Annotated in this window: 21 protein-coding genes; 12 read left to right on the forward strand and 9 right to left on the reverse strand. The window is 71.1% G+C overall.

Going from position 1 to position 20,368, the window contains the following annotated elements:
- Positions 1 to 26: 26 nt before the first annotated feature.
- The 6 genes from Q5762_RS14955 (at position 27) to Q5762_RS14980 (ending at position 6,202) form a co-directional block, all read left to right on the forward strand.
- Entirely contained in the window at positions 27 to 1,157 is a 1,131-nt protein-coding gene (locus tag Q5762_RS14955) for a zinc-dependent metalloprotease (RefSeq protein WP_315892559.1), read from the forward strand.
- A 196-nt stretch (positions 1,158 to 1,353) separates the two neighbouring features.
- A complete protein-coding gene (gene tilS, locus Q5762_RS14960) occupies positions 1,354 to 2,409 on the forward strand; it encodes a tRNA lysidine(34) synthetase TilS (RefSeq protein ID WP_315892560.1) in 1,056 nt (351 codons plus the stop codon).
- Between the two features lie 50 nt (positions 2,410 to 2,459).
- Entirely contained in the window at positions 2,460 to 2,999 is a 540-nt protein-coding gene (hpt, locus tag Q5762_RS14965) for a hypoxanthine phosphoribosyltransferase (protein ID WP_132917781.1), read from the forward strand.
- Positions 3,000 to 3,179: 180 nt separating this feature from the next.
- Complete coding sequence (gene ftsH, locus Q5762_RS14970) at positions 3,180 to 5,201, forward strand: ATP-dependent zinc metalloprotease FtsH (protein ID WP_315892561.1); 2,022 nt, start codon at positions 3,180 to 3,182, stop codon at positions 5,199 to 5,201.
- 98 nt (positions 5,202 to 5,299) lie between these two features.
- Entirely contained in the window at positions 5,300 to 5,905 is a 606-nt protein-coding gene (gene folE, locus Q5762_RS14975; protein ID WP_315892629.1) for a GTP cyclohydrolase I FolE, read from the forward strand.
- 138 nt (positions 5,906 to 6,043) lie between these two features.
- Entirely contained in the window at positions 6,044 to 6,202 is a 159-nt protein-coding gene (locus Q5762_RS14980) for a hypothetical protein (protein WP_315892562.1), read from the forward strand.
- 14 nt (positions 6,203 to 6,216) lie between these two features.
- Here the strand turns inward: Q5762_RS14980 and Q5762_RS14985 are convergent, their stop codons facing one another.
- The 6 genes from Q5762_RS14985 to Q5762_RS15010 form a co-directional block, all read right to left on the reverse strand.
- Positions 6,217 to 6,702 (reverse strand): DUF3180 domain-containing protein, encoded by a 486-nt coding sequence (locus tag Q5762_RS14985; RefSeq protein WP_315892563.1) that lies wholly within the window; start codon positions 6,700 to 6,702, stop codon positions 6,217 to 6,219.
- 49 nt (positions 6,703 to 6,751) lie between these two features.
- Positions 6,752 to 7,351 (reverse strand): 2-amino-4-hydroxy-6-hydroxymethyldihydropteridine diphosphokinase, encoded by a 600-nt coding sequence (gene folK, locus Q5762_RS14990; RefSeq protein WP_315892564.1) that lies wholly within the window; start codon positions 7,349 to 7,351, stop codon positions 6,752 to 6,754.
- On the reverse strand, positions 7,348 to 7,707 hold the full coding sequence (gene folB, locus Q5762_RS14995) for a dihydroneopterin aldolase (RefSeq protein ID WP_315892565.1): 360 nt from the start codon (positions 7,705 to 7,707) through the stop codon (positions 7,348 to 7,350). Before folB ends, folK begins: the two co-directional genes overlap by 4 nt.
- 213 nt (positions 7,708 to 7,920) lie before the next feature.
- Positions 7,921 to 8,379: a nuclear transport factor 2 family protein gene (locus Q5762_RS15000; protein ID WP_315892566.1), complete on the reverse strand. Its 459-nt coding sequence runs from the start codon at positions 8,377 to 8,379 to the stop codon at positions 7,921 to 7,923.
- Complete coding sequence (gene folP, locus Q5762_RS15005) at positions 8,376 to 9,236, reverse strand: dihydropteroate synthase (protein WP_315892567.1); 861 nt, start codon at positions 9,234 to 9,236, stop codon at positions 8,376 to 8,378. The genes Q5762_RS15000 and folP overlap by 4 nt, the downstream gene beginning before the upstream one ends.
- A 98-nt stretch (positions 9,237 to 9,334) precedes the next feature.
- Positions 9,335 to 11,176 (reverse strand): phosphatidylglycerol lysyltransferase domain-containing protein, encoded by a 1,842-nt coding sequence (locus tag Q5762_RS15010; protein WP_315892568.1) that lies wholly within the window; start codon positions 11,174 to 11,176, stop codon positions 9,335 to 9,337.
- Between the two features lie 167 nt (positions 11,177 to 11,343).
- Between Q5762_RS15010 and Q5762_RS15015 the strand changes: the two genes are divergently transcribed.
- Complete coding sequence (locus Q5762_RS15015; protein WP_315892569.1) at positions 11,344 to 12,456, forward strand: alpha/beta hydrolase-fold protein; 1,113 nt, start codon at positions 11,344 to 11,346, stop codon at positions 12,454 to 12,456.
- Here Q5762_RS15015 and Q5762_RS15020 read toward each other — a convergent pair.
- A complete protein-coding gene (locus Q5762_RS15020; RefSeq protein ID WP_315892570.1) occupies positions 12,443 to 13,624 on the reverse strand; it encodes an ATP-binding cassette domain-containing protein in 1,182 nt (393 codons plus the stop codon). The two genes, Q5762_RS15015 and Q5762_RS15020, sit on opposite strands and share 14 nt — an antisense overlap.
- A gap of 142 nt (positions 13,625 to 13,766) precedes the next feature.
- On the opposite strand from Q5762_RS15020, the gene Q5762_RS15025 reads away from it, so the two are divergent.
- From Q5762_RS15025 to Q5762_RS15045, 5 genes are all read left to right on the forward strand, one after another.
- The gene (locus Q5762_RS15025; protein WP_315892571.1) at positions 13,767 to 14,453 is read left to right on the forward strand and encodes an ABC transporter permease; all 687 of its coding nucleotides are present in this window, start codon (positions 13,767 to 13,769) and stop codon (positions 14,451 to 14,453) included.
- Positions 14,454 to 14,456: 3 nt separating this feature from the next.
- Complete coding sequence (locus Q5762_RS15030) at positions 14,457 to 15,116, forward strand: ABC transporter permease (protein ID WP_315892572.1); 660 nt, start codon at positions 14,457 to 14,459, stop codon at positions 15,114 to 15,116.
- 117 nt (positions 15,117 to 15,233) lie between these two features.
- A complete protein-coding gene (locus tag Q5762_RS15035; RefSeq protein WP_315892573.1) occupies positions 15,234 to 16,211 on the forward strand; it encodes an ABC transporter substrate-binding protein in 978 nt (325 codons plus the stop codon).
- 120 nt (positions 16,212 to 16,331) lie between these two features.
- Positions 16,332 to 17,348, forward strand: a complete 1,017-nt coding sequence (locus tag Q5762_RS15040; RefSeq protein ID WP_315892574.1) for a hypothetical protein — start codon at positions 16,332 to 16,334, stop codon at positions 17,346 to 17,348.
- Positions 17,345 to 17,827 carry a GNAT family N-acetyltransferase gene (locus tag Q5762_RS15045; protein WP_315892575.1) on the forward strand — a complete coding sequence of 161 codons (483 nt, stop codon included), beginning with the start codon at positions 17,345 to 17,347 and terminating at the stop codon, positions 17,825 to 17,827. Before Q5762_RS15040 ends, Q5762_RS15045 begins: the two co-directional genes overlap by 4 nt.
- 28 nt (positions 17,828 to 17,855) lie before the next feature.
- Here Q5762_RS15045 and Q5762_RS15050 read toward each other — a convergent pair whose 3' ends face one another.
- Together Q5762_RS15050 and Q5762_RS15055 are read right to left on the reverse strand one after the other, a co-directional pair.
- Positions 17,856 to 18,998 (reverse strand): NADH-quinone oxidoreductase subunit D, encoded by a 1,143-nt coding sequence (locus Q5762_RS15050; RefSeq protein ID WP_315892576.1) that lies wholly within the window; start codon positions 18,996 to 18,998, stop codon positions 17,856 to 17,858.
- Positions 18,999 to 19,281: 283 nt separating this feature from the next.
- The gene (locus Q5762_RS15055) at positions 19,282 to 20,298 is read right to left on the reverse strand and encodes an SAM-dependent methyltransferase (RefSeq protein WP_315892577.1); all 1,017 of its coding nucleotides are present in this window, start codon (positions 20,296 to 20,298) and stop codon (positions 19,282 to 19,284) included.
- Between the last annotated feature and the right edge of the window lie 70 nt (positions 20,299 to 20,368).

The following is a 20,368-nucleotide window of genomic DNA, read 5'->3' on the forward strand; positions in this document are numbered from 1 at the left end:
CGGCGCGAAGAACGTACGGTTGACGCATGACGAGCATCGGTGGAGCCGAGATGGTCGACTGGAATCTCGCGGTCGCGACCGCGACGCGATTTGTGAAGCCGGGCCCCGAGGTGACCCGCGACGAGGCCCGAGAGGTCGTCGCGGAGCTCCGCAGGCACGCCAAGGCATCCGAGGAACACGTCCGGGCCTTCACCCGGATGATCCCCGAGGGCCACGAACCACGGGACACCCCCGTCCTCGTCGTGGACCGGGCCGGCTGGATCAAGGCCAACGTCGCGGGCTTCCGCGAACTGCTCGCCCCGCTCCTCGACAAGATGCAGGAACGCCGCTCGAACACCCCCGGCGGAACCATGCTCGGCGCCGTCGGCGGCAAGGTCACCGGCGTGGAACTCGGCATGCTCCTGTCGTTCCTCGCCTCCCGGATCCTCGGCCAGTACGAGACCTTCGCCCCCGCCACCCGCGACCTGCCCACCGGCGAGAACGGCGGCGGCCGGCTCCTGCTCGTCGCCCCCAACATCGTCCACGTCGAACGCGAACTCGCCGTCGACCCGCACGACTTCCGGCTCTGGGTCTGCCTCCACGAGGAGACCCACCGCACCCAGTTCACCGCCGTGCCCTGGCTCCGCGACCACCTCCAGGGCGAGATCCAGTCCTTCCTCGGCGCCACCGAGGTCGACCCCTCCACCGTCGTCGAACGGCTCCGCGAAGCCGCCCAGGCCCTCGCCGGCGGCCGCCCCGAGGGCGAGGAGGGCGAACCGGGCCCCTCCCTCGTCGAAATCGTGCAGACCCCCGAGCAGCGCGAGATCCTCGGCCGCCTCACCGCCGTGATGTCCCTCCTCGAAGGCCACGCCGACTACGTCATGGACGGCGTCGGCCCCCAGGTCGTCCCCTCCGTCGCCGAGATCCGCGAGAAGTTCCAGCAGCGCCGGGCCCGCGGCGCCTCCCGCCTCGACCTCGCCCTGCGCAAGCTCCTCGGCCTCGACGCCAAACTGCGCCAGTACCGCGACGGCGAACGCTTCGTCCGGGCCGTCGTCGACGAGGTCGGCATGGACGGCTTCAACCGCGTCTGGACCTCCCCCAACACGCTCCCCACCAAGACGGAGATCGCCGCACCGGCCGACTGGGTCGCGAGGGTGCACCGTAAGGCAGACTCCTGAGACAGGTGCGACGTACGACGGAAGATCACACCACCAATCACCCATCCGAGGGACCGTAGACGGAGGGTGGGGCGTGCAATGCTCGGGTAACGGCCAGGTTCTGTCACCATCGACGCACTCTGAGTGACCGAACCCCCTCTTCCGACCGTTAAGACTCCGACCGAGGCACCCCACTCCTTCACGAAGGGCACCGGACATGGGTCCCCATCCTGCGGTCGCGGCGATACGCCTGGCGGTCCGCCGCGTACTCCACGACGTTCTCACCGAGCACCAGACCGACCCCGACGCGCCACCCGCCGCACCCGACAAGCGCCCCCTCGGCCCCTCCCCGGACCGGCCCGCTCCGCTTGTCCTCGTGGCCTGCTCCGGCGGCGCCGACTCGATGGCGCTCGCCTCCGCGCTCGCCTTCGAGGCCCGCAAGCTCGCCGTCCGCGCCGGCGGCATCACCGTCGACCACGGCCTCCAGGACGGCTCCGGCCAGCGCGCCGCCGAGGTCGCCGGACGCATGACCGCGCTCGGCCTCGACCCCGTCGAAGCCGTCACCGTCACCGTCGGCCGCGAAGGAGGACCCGAGGCCGCCGCCCGCGACGCGCGCTACGCCGCCCTCGACGAGGCCGCCGCGCGCCACGGCGCCGCCGCCGTCCTGCTCGGCCACACCCGCGACGACCAGGCCGAAACCGTCCTGCTCGGCCTCGCCCGCGGCTCCGGCATCCGGTCCCTGTCCGGCATGGCCGCCGTCTCCGGCGCCGCCGGCCGCTACCGCCGCCCCTTCCTGGGGCTCGACCGGCAGACCGTCCGCAAGGGCTGCGTCGCCCAGGAACTCGCCGTCTGGGACGACCCCCACAACGCGGACCCCGCCTACACCCGCTCCCGGCTCCGCCACGAAGGCCTGCCCGCCCTGGAGAAGGCCCTCGGCAAGGGCGTCGTCGAAGCCCTCGCCCGTACGGCCCAGCTCTCCCGCGACGACGCCGACGCCCTCGACTCCTGGGCCGCCGACGCCGAGAACGCCGTGCGGGACGAAGCCGGCCGACTCGAATGCGCCAAACTCTTCGGGCTCCCGCCGGCCGTCCGCCGCCGCATCCTGCGCCGCGCCATGATCGCCGAGGGCGCGCCCGCGGGCTCTCTCTTCGCCCGCCATATCGAGGAGGTCGACCGGCTGATCACCGGCTGGCGCGGACAAGGGACCATCAATCTGCCCGGCCGCGTCGAGGCACGGCGGCAGGGTGGCAGACTGGTCATTCGGCAAGGCTGACTGCACAGTCGCAAGCTGCAACGAAAGTGACCCGGGTGAACGAGAAGGACATGGGCACCGACCTCAAGTCGGTGCTCATCACCAAGGAAGAGATCGACGCGAAGCTGGCCGAGCTGGCCGCGAAGATCGACGCGGAGTACGCGGGCAAGGACCTGCTCATCGTCGGTGTCCTCAAGGGCGCCGTGATGGTGATGGCGGACCTGGCGCGCGCGCTGTCCACCCCCGTCACCATGGACTGGATGGCCGTCTCGTCCTACGGTGCGGGCACCCAGTCCTCCGGTGTCGTCCGCATCCTCAAGGACCTCGACACCGACATCAAGGGCAAGCACGTCCTGATCGTCGAGGACATCATCGACTCCGGTCTGACGCTGTCCTGGCTGCTGTCCAACCTCGGCTCGCGCGAGCCGGCCTCCCTGGAGGTCTGCACGCTGCTCCGCAAGCCGGACGCCGCCAAGGTCGCGATCGACGTGAAGTGGATCGGTTTCGACATCCCCAACGAGTTCGTCGTCGGATACGGCCTCGACTACGCCGAGAAGTACCGCAACCTGCCTTTCGTCGGCACCCTCGCGCCGCACGTGTACGGCGGCTGAGGTACCACACCGGGTAAACGGGAACCCGTACCGCCCTCCCGCCGTTGGAGCAAGGGAAGGCGGTCACGGGTCACCTGGCTGAGGTACCGTCCGAAGAACAGCTTTTTCTCATAGCAGCTCTCACAGCAGCATTTACCTACGGGCAGGAGGGACGGGGCGTTCTCGCAGCGCTCCGTATGGATGGACGTGAAGCGATACTTCCGTGGGCCGGTCATGTGGATCGTGCTGGCCGTCCTCGCCGTGGTCGTGCTGATGCAGGTCGTCGGCTCGTCCGAGGGCTACAAGACGGTGGACACCAGCAGGGTCGTCCAGGCGATCAATGACAAGCAGGCCGACCAGGTCAAGCTGACGACCGGTGACGAGCAGGTCATCAAGGTCGAGCTCAAGAAGGGCGCCGACAAGGACAAGTACGGCGGCAGCACCAAGATCCAGGCCAGCTACATCGGCGACCAGGGCTCGAACCTGACCGACACGCTGCAGGAGCAGGCCGCCTCCGGCGACCTCGACAAGGGCTACACCGTCTCCCCGGAGCGGCAGAGCCCGTTCCTGTCGGTGCTGCTCTCGCTGCTGCCCTTCGTGCTCATCGTGGTCGTCTTCCTCTTCCTGATGAACCAGATGCAGGGCGGCGGCTCGCGCGTCATGCAGTTCGGGAAGTCCAAGGCCAAGCTGATCACCAAGGACACCCCGAAGACGACCTTCGCCGACGTGGCGGGGGCGGACGAGGCCGTCGAGGAACTCCACGAGATCAAGGAGTTCCTCCAGGAGCCGGCCAAGTTCCAGGCCGTCGGCGCCAAGATTCCCAAGGGTGTGCTGCTCTACGGCCCGCCCGGTACGGGCAAGACGCTGCTCGCGCGCGCCGTCGCCGGCGAAGCGGGCGTCCCGTTCTACTCGATCTCGGGCTCCGACTTCGTCGAGATGTTCGTCGGTGTCGGTGCCTCCCGGGTCCGCGACCTCTTCGAGCAGGCCAAGGCGAACGCCCCGGCGATCGTCTTCGTCGACGAGATCGACGCCGTCGGCCGGCACCGCGGTGCGGGCCTCGGCGGTGGCCACGACGAGCGTGAGCAGACCCTCAACCAGCTCCTCGTCGAGATGGACGGCTTCGACGTGAAGGGCGGCGTGATTCTCATCGCCGCCACGAACCGCCCGGACATCCTCGACCCGGCGCTCCTGCGCCCCGGCCGCTTCGACCGCCAGATCGCGGTCGACCGCCCGGACATGCAGGGCCGTCTGGAGATCCTCAAGGTCCACCAGAAGGGCAAGCCGGTGGCCCCGGACGTGGACCTGGGCGCGGTGGCACGCCGCACCCCGGGCTTCACGGGTGCCGATCTCTCCAACGTCCTGAACGAAGCGGCGCTGCTGACCGCCCGTTCGGACAAGAAGCTGGTCGACAACCACTCCCTGGACGAGGCGATCGACCGCGTGGTCGCGGGCCCGCAGAAGCGGACCCGGATCATGTCGGACAAGGAGAAGAAGATCACCGCGTACCACGAGGGCGGTCACGCCCTGGTCGCGGCGGCCTCGCCGAACTCCGACCCGGTCCACAAGATCACGATCCTGTCCCGCGGCCGGGCCCTGGGCTACACGATGGTGCTCCCGGACGAGGACAAGTACTCCACCACCCGCAACGAGATGCTCGACCAGCTGGCGTACATGCTGGGCGGGCGCGCGGCGGAGGAGCTCGTCTTCCACGACCCGACCACGGGCGCGGCGAACGACATCGAGAAGGCCACGGCCACGGCTCGCGCCATGGTCACGCAGTACGGCATGACCGAGCGGCTCGGCGCGATCAAGTTCGGTGGCGACAACACCGAGCCGTTCCTGGGCCGTGAGATGGCGCACCAGCGCGACTACTCGGAAGAGGTCGCCGCGCTGGTCGACGAAGAGGTCAAGAAGCTCATCGAGACGGCGCACAACGAGGCCTGGGAGATCCTGGTCGAGAACCGCGACGTCCTCGACAACCTCGTCGTCGAGCTTCTCGAGAAGGAGACGCTCAACAAGGAGCAGATCGCGGAGATCTTCGCGCCGCTCGTGAAGCGCCCGGCCCGCCCGGCGTGGACCGGCTCCTCGCGTCGCACGCCCTCGACCCGTCCGCCGGTCCTCTCCCCCAGGGAGCTGGCACTGACGAACGGCGCGAACGGCAGCGCACCGGTGGACACCACCAAGGTGATCGAGGTCGCCCCCGAGGAGGCCCCGGAGGCCTGACCTCGGCCCCCCGGAATGGAAGCCGCGCCCCCACAGGTTCTAGCCTGTGGGGGCGCGGCACATTTCGCGCCATGATGTTCGGACGGAACGAGGCACAGATGACCGACCCGGTGACGCTGGACGGCGAGGGCACGATCGGCGACTTCGACGAGAAGCGCGCCGAGAACGCCGTACGAGAACTCCTCATCGCAGTCGGCGAGGACCCGGACCGCGAGGGTCTCAGGGAGACGCCGGCGCGGGTGGCGCGGGCGTACAAGGAGCTGTTCGCCGGTCTGTGGATGAAGCCCGAAGATGTCCTGACGACGACGTTCGACCTGGGCCACGACGAACTCGTGCTCGTGAAGGATATCGAACTGACATCGCAATGTGAGCACCATTTGCTCCCATTTCATGGCGTAGCTCACATTGGCTACATCCCGGCGGAAACGGGCAAAATTACAGGCCTGTCCAAGCTGGCGCGCCTCGTCGATGTCTTCGCTCGCCGTCCGCAGGTGCAGGAGCGCCTGACGACGCAGATCGCCGACTCGCTCATGGAGATCCTTGAGGCCCGTGGCGCGATCGTCGTCATCGAGGCCGAGCACATGTGTATGTCGCTGCGCGGCATCCGTAAGCCGGGTGCGAAGACGACGACCTCGGCAGTACGTGGTCAACTGCGTGACGCCACAACACGAGCCGAGGCCATGTCCCTGATACTGGCGCGTTAGTCGCCCCGTGTGGGTGTTCGGCCCACGGCCGGACGTCGGCGCGCGGTGGTGCGTCGGGCGGCATACGTTGCCGGGGAGACCGTAGGGAATTCCACCCCGATGTGGTCTGGCACATCGGGGGCAGGAACCTGCTGGCCGGTGACTACCAGGGGCGCTCTGCTCCATGTCACGGCGTCCCGTGAGGGCAAGGAACTCGACATGGACCTCGGCCTCGCCTCCCACATGAGGGACAGCAAGATCGCCGAGGGCTGGGTCGTCGCCGCGGACCCGACCGGGTACGACGCGTTCCGGTCGTAGGAACGCGACAGGCGCTAGGCCACGGGGGCCGTGCCCTTGCCGTTCTCCTCGTCCTCCGGGAGCTTGCAGACGCGCTCCAGGAAGAGGGCCGCCGCGATCACGGCGAAGCCCGCCAGGACAGAGAAGCCGGCGTAGATCGCCTGGTCTCGGCGGGACGGGATGTCCAGGGAGCCGAGGAGGAAGACGCCCGTGCCGCCGTACATGCCGGCGACCAGGGCGGCCACCAGCGCGCTCGCCTGGCCGAAGACCACCGCTCGGGCCGCCATCAGCGGCTCGACGCCCTTCGCGCCGGGGCGGCGCTCGCGCTGGGCCTTCAGGCGGGCGCGGATGGAGAGGGCCGTCGCGGTCAGGACGGCCGCGATCGACGCGAGGACGATCGGCGCCGCGAGCGGCACGCTCGGAAGGGTGCCGAACGCGTCCCAGAGGCGCGCCGCGCCCCAGGACAGGATTCCGGCCGCGATGAACAGTCCGGCCAGAACCTTGAGCCGCAGTTGTTTCACCGAGTGTCCTTCGTGTCGTCTCGCGGGCGGTCTTCCACGAGCCTAACGACTACTCGGGCAGCCGGAGTTCCAGGTCGGCGCGCGGCACGATCCCGTCCCGGCCGAGCGCCGAGAGGAGGTCCGCGACCGGGCCGAGGCCGGGCAGCTGGGCGTCGGGGTCGACGTCGTGCCAGGGGGCCAGGACGAAGGCGCGCTCGTGGGCGCGGGGGTGGGGGAGGGTGAGGACGGGGTCGTCGGAGACCACGTCCGCGTACGCCACGATGTCGACGTCGATCGTGCGCGCGCCCCAGCGCTCCTCGCGGACCCGGTGGAAGGCCTCCTCGACGGCGTGCGCCCGCTCCAGGAGGGAGCTGGGCGGCAGCGTCGTCTTCACCAGCGCGACCGCGTTCAGGTACGAGGGCTGGGAGCCGGGCTCGACGCCCCAGGGCTCCGTCTCGTACACCGGGGAGACGGCCTTGACCCGCAGGCCCGGGGTGTCCTCCAGGGCGTCGACGGCGCCCTGGAGCGTCTCCAGCCGGTTGCCCAGGTTCGCGCCGAGCGCGATGACGGCCCACTTGGGGTTCGACAGCGTCACGTCGGCGGCGTCCACCGCCTCGACGACGGAGGCCGGTACGGGCTGCACGGTCGGGTCGCTGTGCGTGGCTTTCATACTCGGCTCCGGGTGATGGTGATGGTCACGTCGTCGAAGGGGACCGTGATCGGCGCGTCCGGCTTGTGGACGACGACCTCGACCTCCTGGACGCCGGCGTGCTTGAGGCACTGCTGGGCGATCCGCTCGGCGAGCGTCTCGATCAGGTCCACCGGCTCGCCCTGGACGACGTCGACGACCTCCTCGGCGACGACGCCGTAGTGCACGGTCTTCGCCAGGTCGTCGTCGGCGGCCGCGGGGCGGGTGTCCAGGCCGAGGACGAGGTCCACGATGAAGGTCTGGCCTTCCTCGCGTTCCTTGGGGAAGACGCCGTGGTGTCCTCGGGCCTTGAGGCCGCGCAGCGCGACACGATCCACGCGAATCACTCCTGCTGTCGTAGTTCTTGTGGCCACGCAGCCGGGTGCGGACGGCCGGGTGTCCAGCATCGAATCTACCTGCGAGCACCGACAGCGCTTGCCCACGGGGGTTCGGGCGACGGTCACAGGGGGCTGGGTGCGGCCCCTACCCAGAGCGCCGGATTCCAATCCCCGGCCTCACCCGTACGGCCCCCGAACACCCCCCGGATCCCGTCAGGCGCCGGGCTCCTCGTCCTCCTCGTCGTCCGATTCGGCGAGGACGGGGGAGCCGTGGTGGGACCAGATCTTCCAGCCGTCGAATGTGCGGCGGAACACATTGGTGGCGACCACCAGCTGGCCGACGAGCGGGCCGAGCTCGGCGCCGTCCTCGGCCGGTCCGCCGCTGAGGATGTTCTCGGTGCAGGTGACGACGGCCACGTCGCCGGCGAGGGAGACCTTCAGGTCGGTCAGGAAGAACTGGATGTACTCCGTGTTCGCCATGATCAGCGCGTACGAGCGGAGGACCTCGCCGCGCCCGGAGAGCACGGGCCAGCCCGGGTGGACGCAGCTGATGGGCGTGGCGCCGTCGTCGAGCCAGAGGTCGGAGACCGTCTCGAAGTCGCCGCGCTCCATCGCCTCGTAGAACGCGGTGTTCGCGGCCTCGACCGCCGCGGTGTCGGTCTGGTGGGTCACCGGGCTCCCTCGACGGCCCTGGCGACCCGTACGGCGTCGGCGGTGGCCCTGACCTCGTGGACGCGGACGGCCCAGGCGCCCTCGTGGGCGGCGAGGGCGGAGACGGCCGCGGTGGCGGCGTCGCGTTCGCGGGCGGGCGGCGGCGCGGCGCCGTCGTGGGCCAGGACGTGGCCGAGGAAGCGCTTGCGCGAGGCGGCCACCAGCAGGGGCCTGCCGAGGGCGCGCAGTTCGGGGAGGTGCGCGACGAGGGCCAGGTCGTGCGGGGCGAGCTTGGCGAAGCCGAGGCCGGGGTCGATGACGATCCGCTCGGGGGCGATGCCGCCCTCGACGACGGCGTCCATGCGGCGGCGCAGTTCGGTGCGGACCTCGGCGACGACGTCGTCGTAGACGGCGAGGCTGTTCATGTCCTGGCTGAAGCCGCGCCAGTGCATGACGACGAAGGGGACCTCGGCGGCGGCGACGGAGGGGACCATCGCGGGGTCGGCGAGGCCGCCGCTGACGTCGTTGACGAGTGCGGCGCCCGCCTCGACGGCGGCGCGGGCGACGGAGGCGCGCATGGTGTCGACGGAGACGGTGACGCCTTCGGAGGCGAGGCCGCGGACGACGGGCACGACGCGGCGCAGTTCCTCGTCCTCGTCGACCCGGCTGGCGCCTGGGCGGGTGGACTCGCCGCCGACGTCGACGAGGTCGGCGCCCTCGGCGACCAGGTCCAGTCCGTGCTTGACGGCGGCCGTGGTGTCGAACCAGCGGCCGCCGTCGGAGAAGGAGTCCGGGGTCACGTTGACGACGCCCATGACCGCGCAGCGGTCCCACTCCGGCAGGCCCAAGGCCGTGCCCCGACCGATCGACGTACTCATATGCCCAGCGTAGGGCCCGGGGCGCCGGTCGGGCCCTGCGGGCCTGTGCCGGGCGGTCTCCGCGGGCCCGGGCCGCTCGGGCGACATGGGCGTCCGGCTCACGCCGCGCGGACCTCGCGGTCGGACTGCGGGGCGACGATGTGCGCGCAGGGCCGGGGCTCGGCGGCGGCCCTGCGGAGGGCGAAGGGGCGGGGCAGTTCGAGGTTCACGAAGCCTTCGGCCTGCATGGCGGCGAAGCCGATACGGGGCAGGTCACGGCTCTTGCGGTAGACGACGAAGCGGGGCTCCCAGCGGGGCTGGAACTTGGCGTTGAACTTGTACAGGGACTCGATCTGGAACCAGCGGGAGAGGAAGACGAGCAGTCCGCGCCAGAGCCGCAGGACCGGTCCCGCGCCGATCTTCTCGCCGCGGGCGAGGGCCGCGCGGAACATGGCGAAGTTGAGGGAGACGTGCTCGATGCCGAGGCGCGGGGACTCCTGGAGGGCGGCGACGATGAGGAGCTCGTTCATGCCGGGGTCGGCGGAGCGGTCGCGGCGCATGAGTTCCAGGGACATGCCGTCGGGGCCCCACGGGACGAAGTGGATGATCGCCTTCAGGTCGCCGTACGGGGAGTCCGTGCCGTCCTCGTCCACCTTGTGCGCGGTCGCTATCACCGCGTCCCCGTCGCCCGCCTCGCCGATCCGGCCCAGGGCCATCGAGAAGCCGCGCTCGGTGTCCGTACCGCGCCAGTCGGCGGCGGCACGGCGGACGCGGGCGAGTTCGCCGTCACTGAGGTCCCGGACGCGCCGCACCTTGGTGGTGTAGCCGTTGCGCTCGATCCGCTTCACCATCTGGCGCACGTTACGCATGGCGCGCCCGGAGAGGGAGAAATCCGCGACGTCCACCACCGCCTCGTCGCCGAGTTCGAGCGCGTCGAGGCCGGTCTCGCGGGTCCAGACCTCGCCGCCGGTCTCGGAGCAGCCCATGACGGCGGGGGTCCAGGAGTGGGCCTTGGCCTCGTCCATGAAGCGTTCGATGGCGCCGGGCCAGGCCTCGACGTCGCCGATGGGGTCGCCGCTGGCGAGCATGACGCCGGAGACGACGCGGTAGCAGACGGCGGCCTTGCCGCTGGGGGAGAAGACGACGCCCTTGTCGCGGCGGAGCGCGAAGTGGCCGAGGGAGTCCCGGCCGCCGTGCTTGGCGAGCAGGGCGCGCAGCCGGACCTCGTCGTCCGCGGTGAGCCGGGCGGCGGGGTGTTCGGGGCGGAAGGCGAGGTAGATGGTGGTGAGCGCGGTGAGCATGCCGAGGGCGCCGAGGGAGTAGCCGACGGTCCAGTCGACGCCGCCGCTGTAGCCGACGGGGCCTTCGAAGCCGAAGAGTCCGTACAGGACGTGTTCGAGGCGGTCGGTGAGGCTGGGGCTGCCGATGACGCGGCGCGGGTGGGCGCTGACGATGAGCAGGCCGAGCAGGATCGATCCGGCGCCCATCAGGATGAAGTTGGCGAGCGCCTTCCAGCGGCTGCGCGGGTCGGGCAGGGCGGCGAACTGGCCCCGGTGCCGTACGAGAAGCGCGAGCAGCGCGAGGGAGAGCAGGACGCCGACGACGGAGTGGCGCCAGACGAACTGGGCGAGGCCGCCCAGCGGCAGCAGGACGACGGCGGCCCGCCAGGCGCGGCGCTTGTGGCGCTTGAGGCCGTGGGCGAGGAGCAGGAGGAGGACGCCGGCGCTGAGGGAGAGGGCCGCGGAGAGCGGTCCGAGCGTGCCGGGGAGGATCTCCGCGAAGTCGTGCACCCGGCTGGTCCTGAAGCGCGGGAAGACGCCCGCGGCGATGTCGATCAGGCCGATGAGCGTGCAGGCCGTTCCGACGAGGGAGGGAACCTTCTCGGGGCGTGGTCCGCGCAGAATCCGGCGCGCCCGATTCGGAACCGATCCTGATTTGTCCCCATCTACCGTGACAGACATCGCTTCCCGTGCTTCCCGTGGCTCCGCGAAAGATTCGAATCCGGCGGCCGCGCGGTGGTCAGGGGCGGGGCCGGTCCGGAGGTTTTGCGCCTTCTAGGACGGCTTCGCGGGGGAGCGGGTTCATTCACACCCACAGGAAATTCTCAGGAAGAGGGCTCGGGCGTCTCATGGGTCTCACCAGCAACAAGGTTCTGGCGCTGGCCGTCGTGCTGGCGGTGGTGCTGTTCGCGGCCACGGTCTGGCTGTGGCCGCGCCTCGCCCGGGGGGGCGTACGGGCCGTCCTCGGCCGGATCGGGCTGTTGCTCGCCACCCAGCTCGCGCTGTTCGCCTCGGTCGGCCTGGCGGCGAACAACTCCTTCCTCTTCTACGGTTCCTGGGCCGACCTCTTCGGCCAGGAGCAGGACATGGGGGTCGTCGTCGACCACTCGGCCGGCTCCAAGGACCTGAAGGTCGTCGGCAAGCAGGCGCTGGACGTGCCCGGCGGCTCCAAGCCCTCGGTCGGCGGGCAGATACAGAAGGTCGTGGTCGCGGGCGAGAAGTCGGGCATCACCTCGCCGGCGTACGTGTACCTGCCGCCGGAGTACTTCCAGAAGGGGTACGAGAAGAGCACGTTCCCGGCCTCGGTGGTCCTGACGGGCTACCCGGGCACGGCGGAGAACCTGCTGAAGGGGCTGAAGTACCCGAAGACCGCCTTCCTCCAGGCCAAGGAGAAGAAGATGCGGCCGATGATCCTGGTGATGCTGCGGCCGACGGTGGCGCCGCCGCGGGACACCGAGTGCGTGAACATCCCGGGCGGGCCGCAGACCGAGACCTTCTTCGCGGAGGACCTGCCGAAGGCCGTCTCGGAGACGTACCGGGTGGGGACGAAGGCGCGGAACTGGGGGTTCATGGGGAACTCTACGGGCGGCTACTGCGCGCTGAAGATCGCGCTGCACCACCCGGACAGGTTCTCGGCGGGCGCGGGCTTCTCGGCGTACTACAAGGCGGCCGAGGACGTGACGACGGGCGACCTCTTCCACGGTGACGACAAGGCGCGCAAGCGGGCCGACCTGCTGTGGAGCCTGGACCGCAGGCCGCCGGCCGCGACGTCCTTCCTGGTGACGACGTCGAAGCAGGGCGAGTCGAACCGGACCGGGACCTTCAGCTTCATCAAGAAGGTGAAGTCCCCGGCGAAGGTCTCCTCGATCGTGCTCGACAGCGGCGGCCACAACTTCAACACCTGGAACCGGGAGATCCCGCCGGGCCTGGTGTGGATGAGCGGGCGGCTCAGCGCGAGCTGAGTGTCTTACGGGGTCCGGTGGACGCGGTGTCTTCGGCGGCGGGGTCCTCATCGGCGGGGTCCTCATCGGCGGGGGCCGGGGAGGCGGCGCGGAGGGCGCGGTGCACGGCGGCCGGGGTGAGGACGCCCGCGTACCGGCCGCCCTCGGCCGGGTCGGTGACGGGCAGCCAGCCGGTGTCGTGCTGCAGGAGCGCGGCCAGCGCCTCCCGTAGGGAGGCGCCGAGCGGGACCGGCTCGGGGGCCGGGCGGGTGCGGCCGGGCTCGTCCGCCGAGACCCAGCCCTCGACGCGGCCGTCGGCGTCGAGGACGACGGACCAGGAGACGTCGGGGGAGTTGGGGGAGTTGGGGGCGTCGGGGGAGCCGGGTGCGGTGCCGCCGGGGCGGACGACCGGGACCTCCTCCAGGGCGGCGGAGTCCACGGCGGTGACCGAGAGCCGCTTGAGGCCGCGGTCCGCGCCGACGAAGTCGGCGACGTACGGGGTGGCGGGGGCGCCGAGGACCCGGGCCGGGGTGTCGAACTGCTCGATCGTGCCCTGGCCGTAGACGGCGATCCGGTCGCCGAGGCGGACGGCCTCCTCCAGATCGTGGGTGACCAGCAGGACGGTCTTGCGGACCTGCGACTGCAGGCGCAGGAACTCGTTCTGGAGGTGCTCGCGGACCACCGGGTCGACGGCGCCGAAGGGCTCGTCCATCAGGAGCACGGGCGGGTCGGCGGCGAGCGCGCGGGCCACGCCGACGCGCTGGCGCTGGCCGCCGGAGAGCTGCTCGGGGTACCGGTTGCCGTACGTCTTCGGGTCGAGGCCGACCAGGTCGAGGAGTTCGGCGGCGCGGGCCCTGGCGCGGGCGCGCGGGGCGCCGAGGAGGTGCGGGACGGTCGCGGTGTTGTCGAGGACCGTGCGGTGCGGGAAGAGGCCGACCTGCTGGATGACGTATCCGATGCGGCGGCGCAGCTGGACGGGGTCGATCGCGGATATGTCCTCGCCGGCGAGGAGGATGCGGCCCCCGGTCGGCTCGATGAGCCGGTTCACCATCTTCATCGTGGTGGTCTTGCCGCAGCCGGACGGGCCGACGAGCGTCACCAGTTCACCCTCGGCGACCTCGAAGGAGAGGTCGTCGACGGCGGTCGTGCCGTCCGCGTACCGCTTGGTCACATGCTCGAACCGGATCATGTTCCCCATTCTGACCCCTGTCGGACGGACGTGCGTGAAGGGCGTGTTGCCGCGATGTGGCGGTCCTCGGCGATTGTCGGTGCCGGGGGATAGGGTCGGTCAGACATATGTTCGGCAATGCTGGTGACCGGGGGGAGGGTACATGAGCGCGGCGAATTGTCTGGTGACGAACGACTGGATCTGTGGGGAGTATCTGCGCACGCGCAGTCAGGAGTTGACCGACGCCCTGCTCCAGCACGTGGGCATCACGGCCGTGTCCGTGCTCGTCGGCATCGCCGTCGCCTTTCCGCTGGCGCTGCTCGTGCGGGCCCGGCCGCGGTTCGCCGGGCCGGTGCTCGGTCTGACGACGTTGCTGTACACGATTCCGTCGCTGGCGATGTTCTCGCTGCTGCTGCCGTTCTTCGGGCTGTCCGCCGCGCTGGTGGTGACGGGCCTCGTGCTGTACTCGCTGACGATTCTCGTACGGAACATGGTGGCGGGCCTGGACGCGGTGCCGGCCGAGGCGCGGGAGGCCGCGCGCGGCATGGGGTACGGGTCGGGGCGGCTGCTGTGGGAGGTCGAGTTGCCGCTCGCGCTGCCCGCGTTGATGGCCGGCATACGTATGGCGACGGTCTCCACGATCGCGCTGACGACGGTCGGCTCGATCGTCGGACGGGGCGGCCTCGGCAACCTCATCGAGGACGCGCTGCCGACGTTCTTCAAGGCGCAGGTGCTCGCGGCCTCGGTGCTGTGCGTCCTGCTCGCGGTGGTCGCGGACCTGCTGCTGCTCGGTGTGCAGCGGCTGCTGACCCCGTGGACCCGAATACGCACGGCGCCGGGGGGCGAGTGAGCGGTGGGGATCGTGGCGGACGCCTGGAGCTGGCTGACCACCGGCGCCAACTGGGCGGGCGACGGCGGGGTGTGGCACCGCCTCGGTGAGCACGTGTACGTCAGCGGGGTCTCGCTGCTGCTCGCCTGCGCGATCGCCCTCCCGGTGGGACTGTGGCTCGGACACCTCGGCAAGGGTGGCGCCCTCGCGGTCAACATCTCCAACGTCGGACGGGCGATCCCCGTCTTCGCGGTCCTGGCCCTCTTCATGGTCTCGCCGCTGCGCAACGCGGGGTACGTGCCCACGGTGATCGCGCTGGTGCTCTTCGCGGTGCCGCCGCTGCTCACCAACGCGTACGTGGGGATGCGCGAGGTGGACCGGGCGGTGGTGGAGGCCGCGCGCGGGATGGGCATGTCGGGCGGACAGGTCTTCCGGAAGGTCGAACTCCCCCTCGCCCGGCCGCTGGTCATGACCGGTCTGCGGTCGGCCGCCGTGCAGGTCGTCGCCACGGCCACGATCGCGGCGATGGTCGGCCAGGGGGGCCTCGGCCGGATCATCACCGCCGGATTCAACACGTACGACACCCCGCAGGTGGTCGCGGGCGCCCTGCTCGTGGCCCTGCTCGCCCTCCTGGTGGAGGTCCTGCTGGTGGGCGCGGACCGGCTGCTCGGCCGACGCGCCTGAGAACCGCTTGTAACGAACGAACGCTTGTGACACACGAACGCCGGCGGGCACGAATGCTTGTGACGCACGAATGCTTGTGACGACGTAACACGTACTTCGACGACTGGGAGTGATCTCGTGAGCAGGACCTGGCGTATCGCGGGTGCGGTACTGAGTACGGCGGCGCTGACCGTCTCGCTCGCCGCGTGCGGCGGCGACAGCCTGGAGCAGGGCAAGGCGGGCGGCAGCGGCGGCGCGTCCGGCGCGAAGAAGGGCTCCCTCGTCGTGGGCGCCGCGGCGTTCACCGAGTCCAAGGTGCTCGCGGAGCTCTACGCGCAGGTGCTGACCGACGCCGGATACTCCGCGACCATCACCACGGTGAAGAACCGCGAGCTGTACGAACCCTCCCTGGAGAAGGGCGAGATCGACGTCGTACCGGAATACGCGGCGACGATCGCGGAATTCCTCAATGCGAAGGTGAACGGCCCGAAGGCGACCGAGGAGAAGCCGGTCGCCTCCGGAGACGCCGCCGCCACGGTGGAGGCGCTGAAGAAGCTCGCCGAGCCGCGCGGTCTGAAGGTCCTCGCGGTCGGCGAGGCCGTCGACCAGAACGCCTTCGCGGTCTCCAAGGAATTCGCCGAGAAGAACAAGCTGAAGACGCTTTCCGACCTCGGCGCCGCCAAGCTGAAGGTGAAGATCGCGGCCGGCGACGAATGCGAGATACGGCCGTTCTGCGCGCCCGGTCTGAAGAAGACCTACGGCATCGACGTGACCGGGATCGACCCCAAGGGCGTCGGCACCCCGCAGTCCAAGCAGGCGGTCAAGGACGGCGTGGACCAGCTGGTGCTGACCACCACGACGGACGCCACGGTCGAGAGCTTCGGCCTGGTCTTCCTCGACGACGACAAGAAGCTCCAGAACGCCGACAATGTGCTGCCGGTGGTCAATGCCAAGGACGCCGGATCGCCCGAGATCGCAGCCGCTCTCGACAAGATCACAAAGGTGCTCACCACGGCCGATCTCGCCGAACTGAACCGCAAGGTCGACGCCGAGCGCGCGAAGCCCGCGGACGTGGCGAAGGCCTATCTGGAGTCGAAGGGGCTGGTCACGAAGTAAGGCCCGGTCAAGGGGGATCGGCCCGGCCCTTACCGGGGCTCCGCCGCGACGGCGAGAAGTGGCCAAGAGATTGCCGGGCCGACACCCCATACAGCGCCTACGCACGGTAAATTTCAGGCCATGCCACGTGGACGCCACCGCCATTCACCTCCCCTCCACAAGCTTCTGCCGCCCTCCGCGGTCGCCGGAGCGTCGGTCGTCTGTGCCGCGGGCGCCTGGCTGCTCGCCGATCCCGTGGTGCTGCGGCTGCTCGTGGCCGCCGCGGCGGCCGCCGCGGTCACCGGTGGCGTCATCATGCGCAGTTGGGACCGGAGCGCCGGCCGCAAGGTCGCCGAGCTGACCCGGGCGCGTTCGGCGGACCTGTGGAAGACCGAGGAGCGGATAGCGGAACTCGAGTCCGACCTCGAGGAGTCGCGCGAGCTGCGGGCCAAGCTGGACGCCAAGCTGCGCGCCAAGCGGGTCGAACTCGCCGGACTGCGCGGCGAGCACGCGGCGCTGCTGCGCCGGTACGCCAACGCCGAGACGGAGCGGGCCAGCGCGCTCGAAGGCCGCAGGCAGCTCGCCCTGGAGGCGACCGTCCCAGCCAAGGAGCTGCCGGCCGCCGGATCCACGCCGACGCCGGCCGCGTACCGCCAGGCCGCCGAGGCCCTGCGCGACCTCGCGCGCAACGCCGCCGCCCAGGAGGCCCGCCGCACGGCCGAGGCCGCCCGCAACCGGGATCTCGCCGAGCGCGCCCGGGAGACGGAGGAGCCGCAGGGGAAGCACGCGGCGGCCGCCGGGAGCGAGCAGCACGCTCGACCGTCGACCGCCGTCGTACCCGCCATGCCGGCTGCCGCCGTTCCCGCGGTACGGGCCGTGCCGGCCGCCTCCGCGATCGTCCCCTACGCCGGCCGACGCGCCACGCGCCCCGAGGGAGGCTTCGACTTCTTCGGTACGCAGAAGGAGGCGGCGGCCGCCATCGAGGCCGTGGCCGTGGAGGACGCCGATCTGGCCGACGTGGTGGGCGAGGAGGTCCTCGCGACCGTCGCGCGCCGCGCCCCCGAACAGCGGGCGATCGGCAACGTCATCGACCTGACCGCGCACGACGAGACCGAGCAGCTCGACGTGGCCGAACTGCGCGGAGCCGTCGGCTCTTGACGATCCGGGCGCTCACCGCCGAGGACATGGCCGCCCGCCGGGACGAGTGGATCGCCCTGTGCGCGCAGGCGTTCTGCGGCCCGCCCTGGCGCGAACCCCCGCGCGAGGCGCTGCGGACGGTGGAGCGGCTGTTCGGCATGGCGGCCGCCGGACAACCGGGCTTCCGTTGCGTCGCGTCGTTCGGCGCGGACGGTGAGCTGACCGGCTTCGCCGCCGGCTGGCTCGACACCATGCTGTCGGGCGCGGAGCAGGCGTTCGAACTCGCCGAACTCGTCGTCGCCCCCGCCCACCAGGGCCACGGCCTGGGCCGCGCCCTCCACGACGAACTCCTCGCCCAGGCCCCCACCCCGCGCCTCCTGATGACGCTCGACGTACCGGAGCTGCGGGAGCGTTACGAGCGGTGGGGCTGGCAGGTGGTGGAGCACAGAAGCCCGGAGAAGGACGGCAGGGAGTTCGTGGTCATGCGCGGAAAGCCCTGACCGAGGGATTCACCCGTCGGCCTACGGGCTACTTGTCGATGTCGCCGACGACGAAGAACAACGAACCCAGGATCGCGACCATGTCGGCGACGAGCGTGCCCGGCAGCAACTCGGTCAGCGCCTGGATGTTGTTGAAGGACGCCGAGCGCAGCTTGAGCCGGTACGGCGTCTTCTCGCCCTTGGAGACCAGGTAGTAGCCGTTGATGCCGAGCGGGTTCTCGGTCCAGGCGTACGTGTGGCCCTCCGGGGCCTTGAGCACCTTCGGCAGCCGCTGGTTGATCGGCCCCTGCGGGAGGTCCGCGATCCGGTCGAGGCAGGCGTCCGCGAGGTCCAGGGAGTTGTGGGTCTGCTCCAGCAGGCACTCGAAGCGGGCGAGGCAGTCGCCCTCCTGGCGGGTGACCACCTGGAGCGTGTCCTGAAGCTCCCCGTAGGCCAGGTACGGCTCGTCGCGGCGCAGGTCGAAGTCGACACCGGAGGCGCGGGCGATGGGCCCGGAGACGCCGTACGCGTGCACGGCGGTCGGGGTCAGGACGCCGACGCCCCTGGTACGGCCCCGGAAAATCTCGTTGCCGAGGACGAGCTTGTCGTACACGTCCATCCGCGACCGTACGTCGGCGACGGCCGCGCGCGCCCGGTCCAGCCACCCGGCGGGCAGGTCCTCCTTGAGCCCGCCGACCCGGTTGAACATGTAGTGCATCCGGCCGCCGGAGACCTCCTCCATCACGGCCTGGAGCTCCTCGCGCTCCCGGAACGCGTAGAAGACCGGGGTGATGCCGCCCAGTTCGAGGGGGTACGAGCCGAGGAACATCAGGTGGTTGAGCACCCGGTTCAGCTCGGCGAGCAGCGTCCGCGTCCAGACGGCCCGCTCGGGGACCTCCATGCCGAGCATGCGCTCGACGGCCATGACGACACCGAGCTCGTTGGAGAAGGCGGAGAGCCAGTCGTGGCGGTTGGCGAGCATGACGATCTGCCGGTAGTCGCGCGCCTCGAAGAGCTTCTCGGCGCCCCGGTGCATGTAGCCGATGACCGGCTCGACCCGCTGGATCACCTCACCGTCGAGAACCAGCCGCAGCCGGAGCACGCCGTGGGTCGAGGGATGCTGCGGCCCGATGTTCAGCACCATGTCGGTGCTCTCCGCCGCCCCGCCGATTCCGACCGTCGTCTCCGTCATGGGGACAGTATCTCCCGCGCCGGATCCGTTGTGGGCAGCCGTCCCGCCCCCGTTGTGGGCAATCGTTCCGCAGGGCGGAACGGGTGGGCACAACCCACGGGGGGGCCTTGTCATGCCCCTCGCCCAGGGCGGTGCCTTGTCATGCCCCTCGCCCAGGGCGGTGCCCTGTCATGCCCCTCGCCCAGGGCGGTGCCTTGTCATGCCCCTCGCCCAGGGCGGTGCCCTGTCGTGCCTCCCGCCCGGGGGCGGTGCCCCGTCAGCTCCCCCCGGGCGCGGCGCCCCGTCAGCCCGGGACCCGTCGCGTCAGCCACAGAAAGTCGCCCAGGCCCCCGCGCGCGGTCAGCTCGGCCGCCTCCCCGGCCGCGCCGAGAGCCCGCACGTACGCGGCCGGATCACTCGTCGCGAGGGACAACGACGGCCGCTCCCCCCGCACGCCCAAGCGACGCAGCGCCTCCCGTTGCGTCACCACCTCCCCGCCGGCCAAGGCGACCGCGTCCATCGCCACATGCGCCGTGACGTCGCACGACCCGTCCGGCACCGCCGCGACCTCCCGCCCGCCCCGGAACCCCGTCAGCGTCCCGAAGGGCGGCCTGGACTCCCGTAGGTGCCCGTAGTCCACCGCCACCGCCCGCCCCGCCGCCACGCGGCCGACCGCCGCCTCCCACGCCTCGTCCCGGGGCCGCCCGATCTCCGCCCTCCCCCAGACTCCGTCCGGGGGGACCGCCATCTCGCTTCGCTCGCCGGGCTCCGTCAGCGGCCACCACCGCGCCAGCCACTCCGCGTCCGCCCCCTCGACGGCCCGGCCGAGCCGCTCCGCCCCGTCTGCCGCCCGCACCTCGACGTACCGCACGACCCCCGACTCGTCAACGCACGCCACGTCCACCGGCACGTTGTCGAGCCACTCGTTCGCGAAGAGCAGCCCGCGCACGCCCTCCGGCACCCGGTCCGTCCACTGCACCCGGGGGTCGAGCCCGGCCGGCCGGGCCGCGCGCTCGACGCCGTACGCCCGTACCGGAAGCCCCAGCGCGGAGGCGGCCGACAGCACCCCCGTCACCAGCTCGCCCCGCCCCGCCCCCACGTCCACGAAGGAGACCGGATCCGAGCCGAGCTCCGCCCCCAGCTCCTCCGCCACCTCCGCCAGCAGCCGCGCGACCGCCCCCGCGAAGAGCGGACCCGCGTGCACCGAGGTACGGAAGTGACCGGCCGGGCCCTCGGGGCGCAGAAAGAACCCCCCTGGGCCGTACAACGCCTGCTCCGTGGCCTCGCGCCACCCCTGCCACTGACACGTCTCATCCGTCACGAGCCCAGTCTCCACCTTGGGGAGTACGGGCCTCGCGTCAAGGATCGACCCCACGGTTGACCCCTGCACC

This window comes from Streptomyces sp. P9(2023) (genome assembly GCF_032436795.1).
Classification (GTDB): Bacteria; Actinomycetota; Actinomycetes; order Streptomycetales; family Streptomycetaceae; genus Streptomyces.